At 39.6% G+C, this 22,181-nt stretch carries 20 protein-coding genes; 2 read left to right on the top strand and 18 right to left on the bottom strand.

Going from position 1 to position 22,181, the window contains the following annotated elements; all coding sequences use genetic code 11:
- Positions 1-80: 80 nt before the first annotated feature.
- The 6 genes from tolA to M997_RS06830 all read right to left on the bottom strand — a co-directional run bounded on the left by tolA (position 81) and on the right by M997_RS06830 (position 4,777).
- Entirely contained in the window at positions 81-1,142 is a 1,062-nt protein-coding gene (gene tolA / locus M997_RS06855; protein ID WP_064719362.1) for a cell envelope integrity protein TolA, read from the bottom strand.
- Between the two features lie 28 nt (positions 1,143-1,170).
- Positions 1,171-1,596: a colicin uptake protein TolR gene (gene tolR / locus M997_RS06850; RefSeq protein ID WP_064719361.1), complete on the bottom strand. Its 426-nt coding sequence runs from the start codon at positions 1,594-1,596 to the stop codon at positions 1,171-1,173.
- 22 nt (positions 1,597-1,618) lie between these two features.
- A complete protein-coding gene (gene tolQ / locus M997_RS06845) occupies positions 1,619-2,305 on the bottom strand; it encodes a Tol-Pal system protein TolQ (protein WP_064719360.1) in 687 nt (228 codons plus the stop codon).
- Positions 2,305-2,700: a tol-pal system-associated acyl-CoA thioesterase gene (gene ybgC / locus M997_RS06840; RefSeq protein ID WP_064719359.1), complete on the bottom strand. Its 396-nt coding sequence runs from the start codon at positions 2,698-2,700 to the stop codon at positions 2,305-2,307. Before ybgC ends, tolQ begins: the two co-directional genes overlap by 1 nt.
- 309 nt (positions 2,701-3,009) lie before the next feature.
- Positions 3,010-3,417 (bottom strand): DUF4440 domain-containing protein, encoded by a 408-nt coding sequence (locus M997_RS06835; RefSeq protein ID WP_064719358.1) that lies wholly within the window; start codon positions 3,415-3,417, stop codon positions 3,010-3,012.
- Positions 3,404-4,777, bottom strand: a complete 1,374-nt coding sequence (locus M997_RS06830) for an MFS transporter (protein ID WP_064719357.1) — start codon at positions 4,775-4,777, stop codon at positions 3,404-3,406. Before M997_RS06830 ends, M997_RS06835 begins: the two co-directional genes overlap by 14 nt.
- Before the next feature lie 89 nt (positions 4,778-4,866).
- Here M997_RS06830 and M997_RS06825 point away from each other — a divergent pair, with 89 nt between their 5' ends.
- On the top strand, positions 4,867-5,754 hold the full coding sequence (locus tag M997_RS06825) for a LysR family transcriptional regulator (protein WP_064719356.1): 888 nt from the start codon (positions 4,867-4,869) through the stop codon (positions 5,752-5,754).
- A 114-nt stretch (positions 5,755-5,868) separates the two neighbouring features.
- Here M997_RS06825 and ybgE read toward each other — a convergent pair whose 3' ends face one another.
- From ybgE to sdhC, 12 genes are all read right to left on the bottom strand, one after another.
- On the bottom strand, positions 5,869-6,153 hold the full coding sequence (gene ybgE / locus M997_RS06820; RefSeq protein WP_064719355.1) for a cyd operon protein YbgE: 285 nt from the start codon (positions 6,151-6,153) through the stop codon (positions 5,869-5,871).
- Positions 6,153-6,266 carry a cytochrome bd-I oxidase subunit CydX gene (cydX, locus tag M997_RS06815; RefSeq protein WP_064719354.1) on the bottom strand — a complete coding sequence of 38 codons (114 nt, stop codon included), beginning with the start codon at positions 6,264-6,266 and terminating at the stop codon, positions 6,153-6,155. Before cydX ends, ybgE begins: the two co-directional genes overlap by 1 nt.
- A 12-nt stretch (positions 6,267-6,278) precedes the next feature.
- A complete protein-coding gene (gene cydB / locus M997_RS06810; protein WP_064719353.1) occupies positions 6,279-7,436 on the bottom strand; it encodes a cytochrome d ubiquinol oxidase subunit II in 1,158 nt (385 codons plus the stop codon).
- A gap of 14 nt (positions 7,437-7,450) precedes the next feature.
- Positions 7,451-9,019, bottom strand: coding sequence for a cytochrome ubiquinol oxidase subunit I (gene cydA / locus M997_RS06805; RefSeq protein WP_064719352.1), 1,569 nt, complete (start codon positions 9,017-9,019; stop codon positions 7,451-7,453).
- Between the two features lie 1,493 nt (positions 9,020-10,512).
- Complete coding sequence (sucD, locus tag M997_RS06800) at positions 10,513-11,382, bottom strand: succinate--CoA ligase subunit alpha (protein ID WP_064719351.1); 870 nt, start codon at positions 11,380-11,382, stop codon at positions 10,513-10,515.
- Positions 11,382-12,548, bottom strand: a complete 1,167-nt coding sequence (sucC, locus tag M997_RS06795) for an ADP-forming succinate--CoA ligase subunit beta (protein WP_064719350.1) — start codon at positions 12,546-12,548, stop codon at positions 11,382-11,384. The genes sucD and sucC overlap by 1 nt, the downstream gene beginning before the upstream one ends.
- A gap of 166 nt (positions 12,549-12,714) precedes the next feature.
- Complete coding sequence (gene odhB, locus M997_RS06790; RefSeq protein ID WP_064719349.1) at positions 12,715-13,923, bottom strand: 2-oxoglutarate dehydrogenase complex dihydrolipoyllysine-residue succinyltransferase; 1,209 nt, start codon at positions 13,921-13,923, stop codon at positions 12,715-12,717.
- A 9-nt stretch (positions 13,924-13,932) separates the two neighbouring features.
- A complete protein-coding gene (sucA, locus tag M997_RS06785) occupies positions 13,933-16,740 on the bottom strand; it encodes a 2-oxoglutarate dehydrogenase E1 component (RefSeq protein ID WP_064719348.1) in 2,808 nt (935 codons plus the stop codon).
- Between the two features lie 251 nt (positions 16,741-16,991).
- On the bottom strand, positions 16,992-17,708 hold the full coding sequence (locus M997_RS06780; protein WP_064719347.1) for a succinate dehydrogenase iron-sulfur subunit: 717 nt from the start codon (positions 17,706-17,708) through the stop codon (positions 16,992-16,994).
- Positions 17,709-17,742: 34 nt separating this feature from the next.
- Positions 17,743-19,509 (bottom strand): succinate dehydrogenase flavoprotein subunit, encoded by a 1,767-nt coding sequence (gene sdhA, locus M997_RS06775; RefSeq protein WP_064719346.1) that lies wholly within the window; start codon positions 19,507-19,509, stop codon positions 17,743-17,745.
- Positions 19,509-19,853, bottom strand: a complete 345-nt coding sequence (gene sdhD / locus M997_RS06770; RefSeq protein ID WP_064719345.1) for a succinate dehydrogenase membrane anchor subunit — start codon at positions 19,851-19,853, stop codon at positions 19,509-19,511. Before sdhD ends, sdhA begins: the two co-directional genes overlap by 1 nt.
- Positions 19,847-20,227, bottom strand: coding sequence for a succinate dehydrogenase cytochrome b556 subunit (gene sdhC / locus M997_RS06765; protein ID WP_129040055.1), 381 nt, complete (start codon positions 20,225-20,227; stop codon positions 19,847-19,849). Before sdhC ends, sdhD begins: the two co-directional genes overlap by 7 nt.
- Before the next feature lie 624 nt (positions 20,228-20,851).
- Here sdhC and M997_RS06760 point away from each other — a divergent pair.
- Entirely contained in the window at positions 20,852-22,135 is a 1,284-nt protein-coding gene (locus M997_RS06760; protein WP_064719343.1) for a citrate synthase, read from the top strand.
- Positions 22,136-22,181 lie beyond the last annotated feature (46 nt).

Below are 22,181 nucleotides of genomic sequence, written 5' to 3'. Positions count from 1 at the left end.
CTCAACAACACCATACAACGCATCAATAACATTCTAAAATAGCTATAAATTCGTGTATGTTTTCCTACTATCAGAGTGTTTTATGGCTTAAACTCAATTACTGGTGATTTAACCTCTTCGTAAATATCTTTTGGTGGTTTAGGTAGTTTAGCTGTATTGGCTGCTCGCAATGCCACTTGACATAAAGCAGGATCACCACCAACCGCTTTTGCACTTATCAATAAACCATCAGGTGCAATACTCACTTTTAGTTCACACGTTTTACCTTTATATAACTCAGGATCAATAAACTTCTGTTGAATAGCACTTTGTACCTGCCCTTTATAACGGTCGATACCTTCACCGTTTGCGCCAGTACGATTGCTGCCACCTTGCCCCATTGCTGAAGCACCAGATTGTTTATTATTTCCGTCAGAGACTAAACCATCAAGTAAACTATCGACTGTTTTACTTTGCTGAGCTGCGGCGGCTTTTGCCTTTGCATCTGCAGCCGCTTTCGCTTTGGCTTCTGCGGCAGCTTTTGCTTTAGCATCGGCTTCTGCTTTCGCTTTGGCATCGGCTTCTGCTTTCGCTTCTGCTTGCGCTTTTGCTTTAGCTTCATCTGCTTTTTGCTTAGCTAATTCAGCTTGTTTCTTTGCTTCAGCTTCTGCTTTCGCTTTGGCGTCTGCTTGCTCTTTTAAGATACGATCTCGCTCTGTTTTTGCCTGCGCTGCGGCTTCTTCTGCAACTTTTTGTTCTTCTTTCGCTTTTGCCGCGGCGGCTGCGGATTCACGACGTTGAGCCTCTGCTGCTTCTTTAGCTTGTAGACGTTCAACTTCTAATGTTTTTAAGCGCTCTTGCTCTTTTTGCTGCTGTTGACGCAACTCATCTTCTTGTTGCTCTGCACGCTCTTTACGTTCTTGCTCTGCTTTTTGGACGCTGGCTTGTTGTGTTTTTTGCTGGTTATACTGTTGTACCACCGCATTAGGATCGACCATAATAGCATCAACAACCTGCCCGCCTTCTCCACCACCGCCACCTAAATCCCATTTCTGAGTCAGTGAACCCCAGATAAGTAATGCGACAGCAAGCAAATGCAAGACGGTAGACAAGATAACTGAACCGCTCAGTTTACTTCGGATTGGTTTCGTCTTCTTTCCCACGCTATTATCCAAACTTATTTCAACCTATTTATATAGGTTGAGTCATTAAACCAACAGATTTAACACCTGCTTGACGTAACATATTGAGCACTTTAATTATCTCATCATAAGGAACATCTTTAGCGCCGCCAATAAGAAAGACTACTTTCGGATTTTTTTCCAATTGTAGCTTTGCTTCAGCCATAATCTGTTCTTGCGGTAACAATTCCAAAATTTCTTGGTTTACACGGATATTGTACTTATCTATCCCTGCAACTTCGACAATCACAGGCGGATTATCCGCTGTGGAAACTGTTTGTGTATCAGTTGCTTCAGGAAGATCAACTTCTACACTCTGCGAGATAATTGGTGCTGTTGCCATAAAAATCAACAAAAGCACAAGTAACACATCAAGCAAAGGAACAATGTTTATTTCTGATTTTATGCCTCGCCGGCTACTGCGACCCCGTGCCATCAGCCTTCTCCTTTTGCGTTAATTATTTCTTTTCTGCGGAGACGAAAGCTTGGCGATGTAAAATCGTCAGAAACTCTTCCATAAAGTTATCGTAACTTTGTTCCAGTTTATTTACACGCTGCGTAAACCGGTTATAAGCCATAACTGCGGGGATCGCCGCAAATAAACCGATAGCTGTTGCAATTAATGCTTCAGCAATACCGGGTGCGACCATTTGTAATGTTGCTTGTTTTACACTGCCTAAAGCGATAAAGGCATGCATAATCCCCCAGACAGTACCAAACAGACCTATATATGGGCTGATTGAACCAACAGTGCCTAAAAATGGGATATGAGTTTCAAGTGATTCTAATTCACGATTAAAAGAAACCCGCATTGCTCTTGCTGCACCATTAACAACTGCATCTGGCGCATGAACGCTTGCTTGATGCAAACGTGCAAATTCTTTAAATCCTGAATGGAATATTTGTTCAGACCCGGATAATTCATCGCGTCTTGCTTGGCTTTCTTTATATAAACGAGCCAAATCTGTACCTGACCAGAATTTATCTTCAAAATCGACAGCTTCACGATCTGCCGCATTCAGGACTTTAGTCCGTTGAATGATAATCGCCCAAGATGCAATAGAAAATCCGATTAAAAGCAACATGATCAACTTAACTAAAAGTCCCGCTTTTAGGAAGAGATCGATAACATTCATGTCAGCCACTACTTAAACTCCGCGATAATGGACTTAGGAAGCGCAACCGGCTTCATTTTGGATGAATCTACGCAGACAACTAAAACCTCTGCGCTACATAATACAGAACCATATTGATTAATAAGCTTTTGAGAAAATGTCATTGATGCACCACGTAATGTGGTAATTTCACTTTCTACTTGCAGAAGCTCATCTAACCTTGCTGGCGCAATATAATCGATGGATAATTTACGCACAACAAACACAACATGATCATACTCCCGTAAATCATGCTGATGAAAACCTTTTTCTCTGAGTAGTTCTGTTCGGGCGCGTTCAAAATATTTAAGATAACTGGCGTGATAAACAACACCACCGGCATCAGTATCTTCATAATAAACACGAACAGGCCAAAGAAACTGCATAATACCTTCCTTACATTTCCAGAGTTAAGTCCATAAATAATTAAGCTATAGGTTTCTTAACTATACTTAAGAGGTGCCTCTAAGGGAATCATAGTAACGTAAAGAATAGAAAACACAGTTTTCAGCCGCCAATCATAAACTCTTCTTTGCAACACGCAATATGCTTTATGCTCTGAATAGAAAAAATATTTTTATTAGTACAACATAAAAATGCTTGCTAATTAGCAATTAGTAGACTGCCTCAATTATTAATATTATTTTTAATGGAATAAAAAACCAGCAATTAAGCTGGTTTTTTATATAAATCAATCAATTATTAGTAATTGGTGTCTCATGAAGATAGTACCACTGCCAATCATCATTTTGAGAATTGCGTCTCAATAACACCATCGACTGACGCATAAGAATTTTCTTATTTTCATAGTGAGTTTCTCGATATCTGACCGCTGCCAAACAATCTGACTGATAAATTATTTTATACTCGTCTGTTTCTATTTTCAGACTGCTTCTTTTACCTGCATTTTGTCTAAACAAAGAGATAACCTCATCATAAGAAACTACCTTTCCACTTAAACCCACCATCGAAAAATCAGCTGATAAATGGGTTTTAATACTATCTAACGCCTCAGTTGATAAAGGCGATAAAGTAAAAATAGTTTCAATTGCATCATGAAGTGTTTTTATACTTTTTATTATTGCATCATTATTGAGATTCATTATGTATTTCCTGAGAGTTTTTTTGTTTTTTTAACGTTAATAATAACGTTATTGGTAATATTCCAATTAAAGCACAGCCTATAAAAGTCATGCTGTAAGCGGCTTGAGGTATATTAAATAAAGAAAGTGTATTAAATAACATTGCGACAACAGTTGCCCCAATACTGAAAACAACTTGGCGATTGATATTCCAAATAACACTTGCTTGTACTAATTCTTGAGAAACAAAATCATACAGTGCTGTTGTTTGTGCAGTATTTGCACCTATCCCACCACCAACTCCCATAATTAAATAAGCCACAATAAGCAATGTAATATCATTAGGGCCACTGACCAAAGCTAATAAGGCAATACCTGTACTATGTAATAACAACGCTATAATAAATAAGTATTTCATGCCTAATTTATTATAAAGTGCACCACTTATTATCATAGCTGTAAACGCACCTATGGCATATAACAGCATAAAAATACCGGTTCCTTGTCCGGTAAAACCTAAATGCTGCTGTAAATAAAAAATCGCTAAAATATTTACACCAGTAAAAACGCCAGGAATACAGAAATAAACAAAAATGGAGAGAGACAGTTTTCGGTTTTTTAATAATTTTAAATTAATAACCGGTGATGAATAACCTTTGTAATGAAAGTAATAAAACACAAAAAATAAAACGGCTAAACTTAAAGCAAATAATGCTAATAACGGTGAATGGTATTCACCATAAGAAGAAAGCGCTAATAACCCAGAAACGATCATTAAGCTGATTAAAATAACACCTTTAATATCAGGTACACTCTTTCCTTGTGGTCGTGGTTCTTTGACCCATAAAAAAGCCAGAAACGCGGTAAATAAAGAAAAAGGAATATTACTATAAAATACCCAACGCCAAGATACTACATCAACAATTAGTCCCCCTAAAGTTGGTGAGATCGCAGGTGCAATAAGCGCAACAGCCATAATCAATGTTGAGATTTTACTTCTTTCATGACCTTGAAAATATTGAAAAGTCAGTGCTTGCCCAATAGGTATTAATAACCCACCACTCACACCTTGAATAAAACGCCAAAATATAAGTTCGCCAAAGTGATGAGAATATCCCACCAGTGCAACAGACAAACTAAAAAATAGCATCGATGTCACCATTAGCGCTCGAATACCAAAGCGTTGAGACAACCAATGGCTTAATGGAATAATAAGTGTTAAGCCTAGAATATAGCTATTTGATACCCAAGTGACAGAAACAATTGAAACCTGCATATCTTCTGCAATTGCAGGAAGAGCTATAGCTGACATAAAAATATTTATACAGTCAATAAAAAAGCCAAGCAGGAAAATAAGTGCAATACGATAACGATAAGTCATAGAAATCCTCCGCACATAGAATACGAAAGATTGACGAATAGCGTCTATCTGACAAAATAGAACTTATTGTTTAATCAGAGTAAACAATCATGCAAAACCAAATAGATCGGATCCGCTCTTTTATTGCTGTTGTTGATACGGGGTCTTTTACTCAAGCCGCTAAATATTTACGCCTAAGTAAATCAATGGTAAGTATTCATGTCAAAGCGTTGGAAACAGAGTTAGATGTTTCTTTGCTTAATCGTAATACACGACGATTTACGCTTACAGAAACAGGTGAAATGCTTTATCAAGATTTTCGCCAAGTTTTACTTCAATTAGAGCAAACATTAGATAAAGCACGGCTTGGAGCACAAGAACTACAAGGTTCATTACGATTAAGTTCAACTGCTGAATTTGGTGAGCATTATATTCTGCCATTGCTCAATCAATTTATGCAGTCACATCCACGGCTAAAAGTTCAGTATCTATTTAATTCATCTATTGATGATTTAATAAACCATAAACTGGATTTAGCTATTCGCCTTGGCACATTAAAAGACAGTAATTATCGTTCTACAAAATTGGCCGATTACGCAATAAATCTTGTTATTTCCCCTGATTTATTGCAGAAATTCCCAGTAGAAACGATCTCAGATTTAAGTACTCTTCCCTATTTAGCAAACAGTAACTTACGTCAAACTAAACTTTCAGATTCACCCGCGTTCAATACATTACTGTCACAACGACATCAAGAAGCTTTCTTTGAAACCAGCACCATTGCTGCATTAAAAAAAATGGCGCTTGCTCATTCTGGCATGACTATTTTGCCTCAATGGTTTATCCATCAAGAATTATCAGAAGGTAAGTTAGTGGTGTTATTTCCAGAACTGTCGTTATTAACACAATCCGTTAATATTATTTTTCCTTATAGTGAACATATTCCAAGGAAAACACGACTATTTATAGATTATCTAAAAGAGAATATCCAATTATAAAAATTTAGGATAAACAATAAAATAGAGGAAATTAGAAAAAAAATAAAAAGAGAATAAAAAATGAAAAATACCTTATTTCTTTTTCATTTAATGATAAGAAATAAGGCATTTCTATTAATTAAAGAAATAATACAGCCCTATAATAAGAATAATAATAGCTGGGATTGGATGTAGCAAACATTTAGCAACAACATGTTTAGGACGAAATGCAACGCCAAATGTCGCACCTGCACACACCGCCCAAATTAATAATATTCCTTGCCATATAGACAACGAGCTTGTATTTGCAGCAAAGCGGTTAGGATCCCACATTACGCAAAATGCCATACCCAGAGCCATGATTAAAACAAGAGCCCGAATAGGGCCCTTGTTTAGTAGTTGGTAGCTTTTATCCAACATTATTCTTCACTTTCTGAAGTTTTTTTAGCTTCAGCGTGCTCGTAAGCCAGTCCTGCGATAACCGCAATACTACAAGCGAAGAGTGTGCCGAGAAGCCATGTAAAATACCACATACTCTATGCTCCTTAGTAAAGACTATGATTATTGCCTTCGATAAATTTCTTATCCAGGCGACCATGCATTTTCCAGTAACACCAAATAGTGTACAGCAGAACCAGTGGTACAAAGATAGCCGCAACAACAGTCATTACCTGAAGAGTAAACAGGCTAGATGTTGCATCCCACATAGTTAAACTCACATCAGGGAAAGTGCTTGAAGGCATCACAAATGGGAACATAGTCACGCCACAAGTTAAGATAACACAAGCAATAGTCAGTGAAGTGAACAAGAATGCCCAACCACCTTTATTTGCTTTAGTTGCAACAATCGCCAGTAAAGGAGACAGCAGGCCTAATGCAGGCAGCGCCCATAATACCGGGTAATTGTTGTAGTTTGTCATCCAAGCACCCGCTTCATGAGAAACAGTTTTCAGCAATGGAGATGATGGACCAGCTGTATCAATAGCACTAGTAATAATAAAACCATCAATACCATAGATTAACCACACACCCGCTAATGCGAATGCAACGAAAGTGATTAATGAGGTAATGTAAGTTGCTTTACGAGTACGTTCGTGCAGCTCACCTGTAGTACGCATCTGAAGATAACTTGCACCATGTGCAATAATCATCATTAAGCTAATCACACCTGCTAATAAACCATATGGGTTTAATAAGCCTAACAGGTTAATGATAGCGTTAGTTGTACCGTTATAGGATACACGTTGCATACTATCAACTTCTAATGGAACACCTTGCAGCAGGTTACCAAAAGCAACACCGATAACTAATGGTGGAACGAAGCTACCAATAAAGATGCCCCAATCCCACATACCACGCCATTTTGGTGATTCCAGTTTAGAACGGTAGTCAAAACCGACTGGGCGGAAGAATAACGCCGCCAGTACGAGGATCATACCGAAATAGAAACCAGAGAATGCCGCAGCATAAACCATTGGCCATGCAGCAAATAATGCACCACCCGCGGTGATTAACCATACTTGGTTACCATCCCAGTGAGGTGCTACTGAGTTAATTAAAATACGGCGTTCAGTGTCATCTTTTGCAATAACTCGCAATAATACACCTACACCCATATCAAAACCGTCGGTGACAGCAAAGCCAATCAGTAAGATACCAATCAGTAGCCACCAGACAAACCGCAAAACTTCATAATCAAACATAGTGGACTCCTGTGTTACTTACTTTGTGCAGAAGAAGTTGTCTTCTGTTCAAAGTGATAGCGACCCGTCTTCAGGCTACTCGGCCCAAGGCGACCAAATTTGAACATCAGGAACATTTCGGCAACTAAGAACAGAGTATACAGACCACAAATTAGACCCATTGAGACAAGAATATCAGCTTGAGTCAGTGATGAAGTCGCAACTGCTGTAGGTAAGATTTCCCCGATAGCCCACGGTTGACGTCCATATTCTGCGACAAACCAACCTGCTTCAATAGCAATCCAAGGTAATGGAATACTAAACAGGGCAGCACGCAGCAACCATTTGTAGTTACCAATACGGTTTGACAGAACAGTCCAGAAAGAGATCGCTACGATTAATAACATTAGGAAGCCAGAAGCAACCATAAGACGGAATGACCAGAACAGAGGTGCTACTTTAGGAATTGTATCCTTAGCAGCCGCTTTAATTTGCTCTTCACTCGCATCAACAACGTTTTCTGTATAACGTTTCAACAATAATCCATAACCAAGATCTTGTTTCACATCATTAAATGCAGCGCGAACTTGTGGATCAGTGTTACCTGAACGAAGTTCACTTAATAATTCGTAAGCTTTCATACCGTTACGAATACGCACTTCATGCTGGCTCATTAAGTCATGAAGACCTAATACAGGCGTATCGAAAGAACGCGTTGCGATAATTCCCATTACGTAAGGAATTTGCAGAGCAAACGAGTTTTCCATTTTTTCTTGATTAGGGAATGCAATCAAGTTGAAAGCAGCTGGCGCAGGTTCAGTGTGCCACTCCCCTTCTATTGCCGCTAATTTGGTTTTTTGTACGTCACCCATTTCGTAACCAGATTCATCACCCAGAACGATAACAGATAATACAGCTGCAATACCGAAAGTCGCTGCAACTGCAAATGAACGTTTAGCAAAACCGATATCACGGCCTTTAAGTAGGTAGTAAGAGCTGATACCTAAAATGAAGAATGCACCAGTACAGTAACCAGCAGCAACAGTATGGACAAATTTCACCTGAGCAACAGGGTTAAGAACCAGATCAGCAAAGCTCAACATTTCCATTCGCATGGTTTCAAAGTTGAAATCTGCAGCGACAGGGTTTTGCATCCAACCGTTCGCGACAAGGATCCATAACGCTGAGAAGTTAGAACCAAAGGCAACTAACCAGGTTACCATTAAGTGTTGCTTCTTGCTTAAACGATCCCAACCAAAGAAGAACAATCCGACGAAAGTTGATTCTAAGAAGAACGCCATTAAACCTTCGATAGCTAAAGGCGCACCGAAGATATCACCGACGTAATGAGAGAAATAAGACCAGTTAGTACCAAATTGGAACTCCATGGTCAACCCAGTTGCGACACCCAGAGCAAAGTTAATACCAAATAACTTACCCCAGAACTTTGTCATATCTTTGTAAACTTGTTTACCAGACAGAACATATATCGTTTCCATGATTGCCAGCAAAAACGCCATACCAAGCGTTAATGGTACAAACAGGAAGTGATACATTGCTGTTAAGGCAAACTGTAACCGTGACAGTTCGACAATATCAAACATCTTGACTCCTTGCTCCTAGCAGGAAGACACCGACTTGCGGCAACCCGACTTTATTAAATAATAAAGCCTCATAACTACCAGCAATAAATGCCTCTAAAAACAACAACGAATATTAAAGACCAAAAACACAATACCTTACAAATAGTACGCTTATATTTACATAATATAAATATATTTTGCGTGACCCAGATTTGAATTCTGAGCTTAGGTCAACAATACGACTTTTAGGTTAGTAACAGCATATTTGATCGTGCGCCAATTTAAGCATATTCAGAAAATTTTGCCACAATTAATAACTTGACCTACATCAAAAAAACACTTTAATGTTAACTAGTTGCGAATAAATTACCCAATAGTTACTTTTGTGTTAATGCAATGTTGGTTTTATTTTTAAGTTTAATTTACCTCCTTATATTTTCCATAAAAAAATTAACTTTTTATTTTCATAAGCGAGTCAAAAATAAACACTTTTAATTGTGCTTCACTAATTTTAATATTAAAAATACTTTTTTGCAGGTAAAAAATAAATATTTAAAAAAATAATTTATTAATTAGCAAGTTAAATTTCATAGCTTTATAATATAGGAAATATACGACTAATATAACTATAAATTAAAATAGTTAAATAAAATCTGACGTAAATAAATAATTTTCCATATGAGCAATAAAATTAGCCTTCTTTTTCTTTTCCTCTTACTCAATAAAAATCCAATTAATCACGTATAATTCGTATTCAATAAAAAATAAAAAAAACAACACAAATCATTTTAAATCAATATGTTAAATTAAAACAAATAGTCTAAAAAATAAAATTAAATATTTTACGTATCATTAAGTAATATTTTTTAGATAATTAAAGTGTGATTAATACAGTGGTAATTGTGATATAAAAAAAGCCTCAAATAATGTCCCCATCCTCCCCCAAAATTTAATTTTAAGTGATAAGTATAATGAAAAAACGATTTTCCTAGCTATCTGGAGCTTAACTTACGAGTATTCTATCTATTAATGTGTTTTAAAAAGGCTTAGAACATGGGCATGATCAGCGATTTTTAGACTGTTCTTAAGGTATAGATGTAACTAAAAAATAATAACTTGCTATTTAATTACATGTTATCGAGATATAAATTGTATAAAAATAAGACAAAAAAGAAGGCAAATACTCTCACGTTAGTGCTCCTCTATTTCTTATAATCTATTTATCAAAACGATTTTTCACAATTTAAGAAAGAAAATGTTCCATTTATAAAGGAGATACGAGTAGAAAAAATGATATAAAAAGACTTTTTAGCCATTTAGCCACATAGATCAATACTAGATAAAACAAATATAAAACAGATAGATAGAACTAAAAACACGTTAATAATGATAAAAAATAATACTTTTTTTACTTCATAATAAAAAACTAGAAATATAGATAAAAAAATACCAGCCTCTTTTTATAGGCTGGTATTTTTATAATATCAAGCTGAAACTATTAACAGATTTGTTACTTATTTAAGAAGTGACTTAATTGCTTCGCCGATATCAGCCAAACTGCGAACCGTTTTTACCCCTGCTGCTTCTAGTGCTGCGAATTTCTCATCAGCAGTACCTTTGCCACCAGCGATAATTGCACCAGCATGCCCCATACGTTTACCTTTAGGTGCAGTTACACCCGCAATATAACCGACTACAGGTTTCGTCACGTGATCTTTGATGTAAGCAGCCGCTTCTTCTTCTGCTGCACCACCAATTTCACCAATCATGACAATGGCTTCAGTTTGTGGATCCTCTTGGAACAACTTAAGAATATCAATAAAGTTAGAACCCGGGATTGGGTCTCCACCAATACCAACGCACGTTGATTGGCCTAAACCGACATCTGTAGTTTGTTTAACCGCTTCATAAGTAAGTGTTCCTGAGCGAGAGACAATACCTACTTTACCCGGTAAATGAATGTGTCCTGGCATAATACCAATCTTGCATTCACCCGGAGTAATAACTCCTGGGCAGTTAGGGCCAATCATTCGAACACCCGCCTCATCTAATTTGACTTTTACAGTCAGCATATCCAATGTTGGAATACCTTCTGTAATAGTGATAATTAGCTTAATGCCAGCATCGATAGCTTCAAGAATGGAGTCTTTACAAAATGGTGCCGGAACATAGATAACGGTAGCGGTCGCACCTGTTGCTTCAACGGCTTCACGTACAGTATTAAATACCGGTAGACCTAAATGTGTCGTTCCGCCTTTCCCCGGCGTTACTCCACCAACCATTTTAGTACCATAAGCAATAGCTTGCTCAGAGTGGAATGTTCCTTGGCTACCCGTAAAACCTTGGCAAATTACTTTGGTATTTTTATCGATTAAAATGGACATTATTTTGCCTCCGCTGCTGCAACAACTTGTTTAGCGGCATCTGTTAGACTTGTTGCGGCGATAATGTTCAATCCGCTATCAGCTAATTTTTTGGTGCCTAATTCTGCATTGTTTCCTTCAAGACGTACAACAACAGGTACATTGACACCAACTTCTTCAACAGCACCAATAATACCGTCTGCAATTAGGTCACAACGAACAATACCGCCGAAAATGTTAACTAGCACAGCACTGACATTTTCATCTGACAAAATAATTTTAAATGCTTCTGTTACTCGCTCTTTGGTAGCTCCGCCACCGACATCAAGGAAGTTCGCGGGTTCACCGCCATGAAGTTTAACGATATCCATAGTCCCCATCGCTAAACCTGCACCGTTAACCATACAACCGATATTGCCATCGAGTGCAACATAGTTCAGTTCCCATTGTGCCGCTTGTGCTTCACGAGGATCTTCTTGTGATGGATCGTGCATTTCACGCATTTCTGGCTGGCGATATAATGCATTGCTATCAACGCCTAATTTACCATCAAGACAAATTAAGTCGTCTTCTTTGGTAATAACCAGTGGGTTAATTTCAATTAGAGCAAGATCACGTTCAAGGAATATTGTTGCTAACCCCATAAAAATCTTAGCAAATTGACTAACTTGCTTGCCTTTCAAACCCAGTTTAAACGCTAATTCTCTTCCCTGATAAGGCATGGGCCCTGTTAGGGGATCAATAATGGCGCGATGAATAAGTTCTGGCGTTTCTTCAGCCACTTTTTCAATTTCTACGCCACCTTCTGTTGAAGCCATAAAGACAACACGACGGGTACCGCGGTCTACAACTGCGCCAAGATAAAGCTCTTTAGCGATATCTGTTGCTGCTTCAACCAAAATTTGTGTAACCGGTTGACCATTAGCATCTGTTTGATAAGTCACCAAACGTTTGCCTAACCACTGTTCTGCAAATGCACGAATTTCTTCTTTGGATTTTACGACTTTAACGCCGCCCGCTTTACCTCGTCCACCCGCGTGAACTTGACATTTCACGACCCAAGGGCCTTGACCGATTTTTGATGCAGCTTCTTCTGCCTCACGCGGCGTGGAGCAGGCGAAACCAGCAGGTGCTGGCAATCCATACCGTGAGAAAAGCTGTTTTGCCTGATACTCGTGTAAATTCATGATGTTCTATCCATAATCTTGTTGAAAGTCGGGCTTTCTTATTTTTTTGACTATAAGCCAGAGAAATCTGGCTTCACGAACACACTGTACTTCTTTGATGCTTGTGTATGCTGCTTGTAATAGGCAGGAGGAGCATCTCCTGCCTAAAAGCGAGATTGTTGATTACCTACACATCCAGTAATAAACGAGCTGGATCTTCTAGCATCTCTTTGACTGTCACTAAGAAACCGACAGATTCACGACCATCAATTAAGCGATGGTCATAGGAAAGCGCTAAATACATCATTGGTAGAATAACAACCTGACCATTTACTGCCATTGGGCGATCTTTAATTGCATGCATACCCAAAATAGCGCTTTGTGGTGGATTGATAATTGGTGTTGACATCAATGAGCCGAAAACACCGCCGTTAGTAATAGTAAAGTTACCACCCGTTAAATCTTCAACAGTTAACTTACCATCACGGCCTTTAACCGCTAACGCTTTGATATTTTTCTCGATATCCGCCATGCTCATGGCATCTACATCACGTAATACTGGCGTAACCAGACCGCGAGGTGTTGATACCGCAATACTGATATCAAAATAGTTGTGATAAACCACATCAGTGCCATCAATCGAAGCATTGACTTCTGGATAACGTTTCAGTGCTTCAACAACAGCTTTAATATAGAAAGACATAAAACCTAAACGTACACCATGACGTTTTTCAAAAGCTTCGCCGTATTGATTACGTAAATCTTTAATCGGCTGCATGTTGATTTCATTAAAGGTCGTCAACATTGCGGTGGTGTTTTTCGCTTCTAATAAACGCTCTGCAACACGTTTACGTAAACGAGTCATTGGCACACGTTTTTCACTACGGTGCGATAACAGTTCTTGAGGAGCTTGAGTTGTAGCTTGCGCCACAGGCTTACTGCTAGAAACATGACTTTCAATATCTTGGCGCGTCAATCGACCACCAACACCACTGCCTTTTACATCAGCAGGATTAATATCATGCTCAGCAACTAAACGACGAGCCGTTGGGCTAAGTGCATCGTTATTACCTTGAACGGTAAGGTCTGCACTTTGACGTTGTGCTGGTGTGCTATCTTGTGCAGGTTTCACATCGGCAGGAATACCTGTGCTATCACCAAGACGAATACGTCCTAATAATTGACGAGAACCAACCGTAGCACCTTCCTCTTCAAGAATGCTTTCCAACACACCTGCTTCACTAGCAGGAACTTCTAATACCACTTTGTCTGTTTCAATTTCGACAAGTACTTCATCACGTTGAATGCTATCACCAGGTTTTTTATGCCAAGTTGCGACCGTTGCGTCAGCAACTGATTCAGGGAGATCCGGTACTAGAATATCTACACTACTCATTTTCTATCCTTATTTATTAACTTTCAGTGCATCTTCAACCAGAGCTTTTTGTTGCTCCTGATGAACAGAGGTATAACCAACTGCTGGCGAGGCTGACGCTGGTCGACCCGCATAACGTAAGGTTGCACCTGTTGGAATAGCATCACGGAAATTGTGTTGACTGCAATACCAAGCCCCTTGATTTAATGGCTCTTCTTGACACCAAACAAAATCTTTCACGTGAGCATAAGGTGCTAAAACCTGAGCCAGATCTTCATGTGGGAATGGATAAAGTTGCTCGATACGGATTATCGCCACATCACTTTGATCATTTGCACGACGTTGTTCTAATAAATCGTAATAAACTTTACCTGAACACATCACAACACGTTTGACGTTTTCTGGTTTTAAGTCATCCATTTCACCAATAACAGGTAAAAATTTACCATCTGCTAATTCATCCAGTGCAGAAACCGCTAATGGATGACGTAGTAATGATTTTGGTGACATAACGATTAATGGACGACGCATTCCACGCAATGCTTGGCGACGTAACATGTGGTAAACCTGAGCCGGTGTAGATGGCACACAGACCTGCATGTTTTGCTCAGCACATAATTGTAGATAGCGCTCTAAACGTGCAGAGGAGTGCTCAGGCCCTTGACCTTCGTAGCCATGTGGTAACAGCATGACTAAACCACACATACGACCCCATTTTTGCTCTCCGGAGCTAATAAATTGGTCGATAACAACTTGTGCAACGTTAGCGAAATCACCAAACTGTGCTTCCCAAATCGTTAAATCGCGAGGTTCAGTTGTGGCATAACCATATTCAAACGCCAGTACAGCTTCTTCAGTTAGTACAGAATCCCAAACATTAAACTGACCTTGAGAATTATGTACATTTGCTAATGGCACATAAACTGAGCCGTTAGTTTGATTATGAATTACCGCATGGCGATGGAAGAACGTACCACGGCCAGCATCTTCACCAGAGAGACGAATTGTAATGCCTTGGTCAACTAAGGTTGCATAAGCCAATGTTTCAGCTGCACCCCAATCGAGTAATTTCTTACCCTCTGCCATTACTGCTCTATCTGCATAGATTTTCTCAACACGAGATTGCATAACAATTTCTGCTGGAACATTACTCACACGACGCGCTAAATCTTGTAAACGCGTTTTTTCTACTTTGTGTGGGTACTCTTCGTTCCACTCATGGTTAAGATAAGGTTCCCATGTGAAGGTGTGTGGCCCCATAGGGCGATACTCTTCAACAACACAGTCACCTCGATCTAATGCATCACGGTAAAGATTAACTAATTCAGTAACGTCATTGGCATCAAGTAAACCTTGCTCAACTAATTTATCAGCATAAATTTTACGCGGAGTTGGGTGTTTCTTAATTTTTTGATACATCAGAGGCTGTGTTGCATTTGGCTCGTCAGCTTCATTATGACCATGGCGACGATAACAAACTAAATCAATCATCACATCGCGTTTAAAGGTATTACGGAAATCCAATGCTAAACGAGTGACGAATGCAACGGCTTCAGGATCATCCGCATTAACGTGGAAAATAGGTGCCTGAACCATTTTCACAATATCAGTACAATATTGTGTTGAACGGGCATCTTTCGGATTTGATGTGGTAAAACCAACTTGGTTATTGATAACAATACGAACAGTACCACCGACTTCATAGCCACGTGCTTGAGACATGTTTAAGGTTTCTTGAACAACCCCCTGCCCAGTCACTGCCGCATCGCCATGAATGGTAATAGGTAGAACCATATTGCTACGCGCGTCATCTAAACGATCTCGACGAGCACGAACAGAACCAATAACAACAGGGCTAACAATCTCAAGGTGAGATGGGTTAAATGCTAATGCGAGGTGGACTTGAGCCCCTTCAGTCGCAAAATCTGATGAGAAACCTTGGTGATATTTAACGTCACCCGTTCCTAAGTGTTCTTTATGAATTCCTGCAAACTCATCAAATAAATCAGCGGGTTTTTTACCTAGAATATTAACGAGAACGTTTAAACGTCCACGGTGCGCCATACCAAGAACCACTTCACGTGTGTCTTGTTTACCTGCATGACGAATTAAATCTTTTAACATCGGAACAAGCGCATCACCACCTTCTAAAGAGAAGCGTTTTGCACCAGGGAATTTCGCACCTAAATAGCGCTCTAAACCTTCAGCCGCTGTTAACTCAGTTAGAAAACGGAGTTTCTCTTCTTTAGTAAATTGCTCTGCAACATTAACGGATTCCAAACGCTGTTGAAGCCAACGTTTTTCTTCTGTATTAGTAATGTGCATATATTCAGCACCAATTGAACCACAATAAATGCGCTTCAAGGCTTCATATAATTCACCGAGTTTCATGGTTTCTTTGCCGATAGCAAAAGATCCCACATTAAACGTTTCTTCAAAGTCTTCTTTTGTTAGATTATGAAAAGCTGGATCTAAATCAGGAACAGATTCTTGTTTCCATAACCCAAGCGGGTCGAGATTCGCATTTTGATGACCGCGGAAACGAAAGGCATTAATGAGCTGCAAAACTTTGACTTGTTTTGAGTCCATAGCCGGATCACTTACCGAGGTATGGTATCGAGTGGATTCTTTAGCGAGGCGTCTGAAGTAGTCGCGGGTTTGAGAATGCGACTGCTCTATGCCTTGACTTGCGGGTAGTTGTTGAAAAATCTCTCTCCAACTTTCGTCAACAGAGTTTGGGTCAGTTAGGTAATCTTCATAGATATCTTCTATGTAAGATTGATTCTCTCCTGCTAGAAATGTCGATTCTAGCCAGTCCTTCATTGCGCCGTTCTGCATTATGATCCCTTAAGCTATACAGCTTTAGTTCGCCGTGGATAACTAATACCGTGATTAAACGGTTTCGATTGCAAGGTTCTCTTATGACCCGCTCTCTCGCAGGTTCTTAAATATGGAGCTTTAGCTCTCAAGGAACCTTTAAGCACTGTCTAACAGTGTTTAAAGGTGCCTATCTGTACACACTTATTATTGCAAACGTCTAACTTAGTTTTTCCATTAACCGCCCTAACTATTTTAGGGCGGTTATTATTTTATGCACTACGTTTTAACAACATTGACTTAATGTGACCTATTGCTTTTGTCGGATTAAGTCCTTTAGGACATACGCTGACACAATTCATAATACCGTGACAGCGGAAAACACTGAAAGCATCGTTAAGATCATCAAGACGAGACTCTGTTTCTGTATCACGACTATCAATCAAGAAACGATATGCAGCTAATAGTCCCGCAGGCCCAATAAACTTATCTGGATTCCACCAGAATGATGGGCAAGAGGTTGAACAACAAGCACAAAGTATACAATCATAAAGACCATCAAGCTTCGCACGTTGTTCCGGTGACTGTAAGTTCTCACGAGCGGGAGGATTTTTGTCATCATTAAGTAAATAAGGACGGATCTTCTCATATTGAGTGTAGAACTGAGTCATATCTACTATTAAATCACGGATCACAGGTAAACCGGGTAACGGTCTGATCACAATTTTCTTACTTCCTCTGTGTAAAGATGAAATAGGTGTGATACAAGCCAAACCATTTTTACCGTTCATATTCAAACCATCAGAACCACAGACCCCTTCACGACAAGAACGGCGGAACGATAAAGTAGGATCTTTTTCCTTTAGCTGAATTAATGCATCCAATAGCATCATGTCACGCCCTTCAGGTGCTTCTAGGGTGTAATCTTGCATATGCGGCGCATTGTCAACATCAGGGTTGTAACGATAAATCGAAAATTCAAGTTTCATTTTTGAGTCTCCGCAACTTCAATAACACCGCTAATTAATATGTACGCACTTTTGGAGGAAAAGCCTCACGCAGTTTCGGCTGCATATTGACTTCACGTCGTGTCATTGTTTCGGTTTGCGGCTGATATAACGTATGACATAACCAGTTCGCATCATCACGTTCAGGGAAATCGAAACGGCTATGGGCACCACGGCTTTCTGTACGGAAGTTAGCAGATACCGCAGTGGCATACGCTGTTTCCATCAAGTTATCTAATTCTAAGCACTCAATACGTTGGGTATTAAATTCACTTGAATTATCATCAAGTCGTGCATTCTGTAAGCGCTCACGAATAACTTTAAGCTCTTCCAGACCTTTTGCCATTGCATCACCTTCACGGAATACAGAGAAGTTATGTTGCATACAAGATTGCAATGCTTTACGGATTTCGACTGGGTCTTCACCAGAACGATTGTTTTCCCAACGATTTAAGCGCGTTAATGCAGCGTCAATATCTGAATCACTGGCTTCGCGCATTGTGCCTTGTTCCATCAGTGACTCTTTTAAGTGAACCCCCGCTGAACGACCAAAAACAACTAAGTCGAGCAAGGAGTTCCCACCTAAACGGTTTGCACCATGAACAGAAACACAAGCAATTTCGCCTACAGCAAATAATCCAGGGATAACTTCATCTTTACCCTGCGCATTTACGCGAATAGCTTGTCCCGTTACTTTCGTTGGAATACCACCCATCATATAGTGACAAGTAGGAATAACCGGAATTGGCTCTTTAATTGGATCAACGTGAGCAAAGGTACGAGAAAGGTCAAGAATACCGGGTAAACGAGATTCAAGAACTTCTTTACCCAAATGATCGAGTTTCAATTTAGCATGAGGCCCCCAAGGACCATCACAACCACGACCTTCGCGAATTTCAATCATAATTGAACGTGCGACAACATCTCGACCCGCAAGGTCTTTGGCATTAGGTGCATAGCGTTCCATAAAGCGTTCGCCATCTTTATTTAGTAAATATCCACCTTCACCACGGCAACCTTCTGTAACTAATACCCCCGCCCCCGCAATACCCGTTGGGTGGAATTGCCACATTTCCATATCTTGTAAAGGAACACCGGCACGAACCGCCATACCAACGCCATCACCTGTATTGATATGTGCATTAGTGGTTGATTGGTAGATACGACCTGCGCCACCCGTTGCCAGAATAGTTGCATTTGCTTTGAAATAAACCACTTCGCCCGTTTCAATGCAAATTGCAGTACAACCGACAATATCGCCATCTTGGTTTTTCACTAAATCTAGTGAATACCATTCAGAGAAGATAGTTGTATGATTTTTTAAATTTTGCTGATAAAGGGTGTGTAATAATGCGTGTCCTGTACGGTCAGCAGCCGCAGCAGTTCGAGCGGCTTGTTCACCACCAAAATTTCTAGATTGACCACCAAAAGGACGTTGATAAATGCGACCATCATCAAGACGAGAAAATGGCAGCCCCATATGCTCTAGCTCTAAAATTGCTTCGGGGCCAGTTTTACACATGTACTCAATGGCGTCTTGGTCACCAATATAATCGGAGCCTTTAACGGTATCGTACATATGCCATTCCCAATTATCTTCGTGTGTATTACCTAATGCGACAGTAATACCACCTTGGGCGGAAACAGTATGAGAACGAGTAGGAAAAACTTTAGATATTAGTGCACATGACAGTCCCATTTGGGAAATCTGTAAAGCAGCGCGCATTCCCGCACCACCAGCCCCAATAACGACTGCGTCAAACTCTCTTACTGGCAGATTCATTACACACCCCACACCACAATTGTTCCATAAATAAGATAAGCCAACAGCGCAACTACGATAATAAGTTGTAGAATTAAGCGTAACGCCACTGGTTTAATATAATCCGTTAACACCTGCCACATTCCAATCCACGCATGAATCAGAATAGAAAGTAGTGTCAATATGGTGAAAACTTTGGTTAAGGATGAGCTAAAGAACCCACGCCATACTTCATAAGTGATATCTGTTGTTGCAATAAAACCCACGAAATAGAGCACATATAAAACAATGATAATGGCAGTGGCACGTAGAAATAACCAATCTTGAATGCCAGTACGGCCTAAAGTAGATGAATTACTTACCATACTAATACCCCCGCCAATATTGATAAAACAACCGTAATTATCATTGATATTGCCGCTGAATTGCGACCTACAATCAATGTTTCATCAATAAAGCCGAAGTCCATCAACATATGACGGATACCGCCGCAAATATGATATGCCAACGCAGTTAGGATGCCCCACAAAATAAATTTCGCGAAGAAACCAGTCATTATTTCAGCCGTTTGCTGAAAACCTTCAGGAGATGAGAGAGAGGTGCCAAGTAACCACAGTAAAATACCTACTGCGACTAACATAATAACACCAGAGACACGATGCAAGATCGATGCGATAGCAGGGAGTGGAAACTGTATCGTCTGTAAATCCAGATTGACAGGTCTTTGTTTTTTCACAATTTATGCCCACACAGCTTTTATAATTTTTCCTTCCTCCGGACCTGGATGGAAATCAAACAGCGAATGGGGTACAAAGGCACATTTTAAGTAAAATGTTAATTCCGTCTATTTTACGAAAACTGTGGATTCGTTACGCTGGTTCTCCATACAACAGCGGTTCCGGAGACCTGGGCGCAGTATAAGTGCTTCACAAAATTATTACAATTACCACACAACTAGTGTGCCTGACATTTGCCTCGAACAGTGAGAGGGATCACGATCTCATACATTCGATGCAAAAATGATTATCATTTTTGACACATACACAACATTTCCATTACATTTACTGCATAATTTTAAAGATTATGTTTTTTTTGTGCGCAAACACGCTTCCAGAAACCGCAAACTTGTGTAAAAGTGTTGTCAGTACTAATTCTAAGTGCATTGCATAAAAAAGCACCTAAAAAAACATAACATCAAAAGCTCCGTAACATAAGTGGCACACTATAGACCTAGATTTTTATTGGCTTTAAATAAAATTCATTAGGTATCCTACGTCAACTATAGTTTCACTATCGAAGTGCATCTTTATGAAGATAACACTCGACAATGTTGGGAGATTAATAAGCGCTAAGGAGATTATAAATGGCTGATAACAAAGCTAAGCTAACGATTGATGATACTTCTGCGGATTTGGACGTTCTCACCCCTACACTCGGTTCCAAAGTCATTGATATTCGTACTCTAGGCTCCAAAGGTTATTACACCTATGATCCCGGCTTCACTTCAACCGCATCCTGTGAGTCAAAAATTACCTTTATCGATGGTGACAACGGCATATTACTCCACCGTGGTTTTCCTATCGGGCAATTAGCAACGGAATCAACATATTTAGAAGTTTGTTACATCCTGCTTTACGGCGAAGCACCCACACAAGAGCAATACGACAACTTTAAGAAAACGGTTACTCGTCACACCATGATCCATGAACAAATCACCCGATTATTTCATGGTTTCCGTCGTGACTCTCACCCAATGGCAGTATTATGTGGCGTTACTGGCGCACTAGCGGCGTTCTATCATGATGCACTTGACGTAAGCAATCCTGTTCACCGAGATATTACGGCTTATCGCCTGCTATCTAAAATGCCAACAGTTGCTGCTATGTGTTACAAATATTCTATTGGTCAGCCTTTTGTTTATCCACGTAACGACCTTTCATATGCGGGCAATTTCTTACATATGATGTTTGCAACACCTTGCGAAGAGTATGTGGTTAATCCTGTTCTTGAACGCGCAATGGATAGAATTTTTATTCTCCATGCTGATCACGAACAAAATGCATCAACATCAACAGTGCGTACTGCGGGTTCTTCTGGTGCTAATCCATTCGCTTGTATTGCAGCGGGTATTGCTTCACTTTGGGGACCTGCTCATGGTGGTGCAAACGAAGCATGTTTACGTATGTTAGAAGAGATTAAAACGGTTGAGCACATCCCTGAATTTATTAAACGCGCAAAAGATAAAAATGACTCTTTCCGTTTAATGGGCTTTGGTCACCGTGTTTATAAAAACTATGATCCACGAGCCACAGTAATGCGTGAAACCTGTCATGAAGTGCTAAAAGAATTAAATCTTAATGACAGCTTACTTGAAGTAGCAATGGAATTAGAACGTATTGCATTAAACGACCCATACTTTATTGAGAAAAAACTCTACCCTAACGTAGATTTCTACTCTGGAATTATCCTGAAAGCATTAGGTATTCCATCTAATATGTTTACGGTAATCTTCGCTATTGCTCGTACCATTGGTTGGATTGCACACTGGAACGAAATGCATGAAGATGGCCTGAAAATTGCGCGCCCTCGCCAACTTTATACAGGTTATACCGAGCGCCAATTTCACTCTGATATTAAAAAGAAATAAATCTATTTAAATTATTTCTTTTATCTTGCTAAGCCCCGTTAAATTT

Origin of the sequence: Proteus hauseri ATCC 700826 (assembly GCF_001654965.1) — a bacterium.
Taxonomy (GTDB): domain Bacteria; phylum Pseudomonadota; class Gammaproteobacteria; order Enterobacterales; family Enterobacteriaceae; genus Proteus; species Proteus hauseri.
This window is presented reverse-complemented; position numbering and strand designations above follow the sequence as displayed.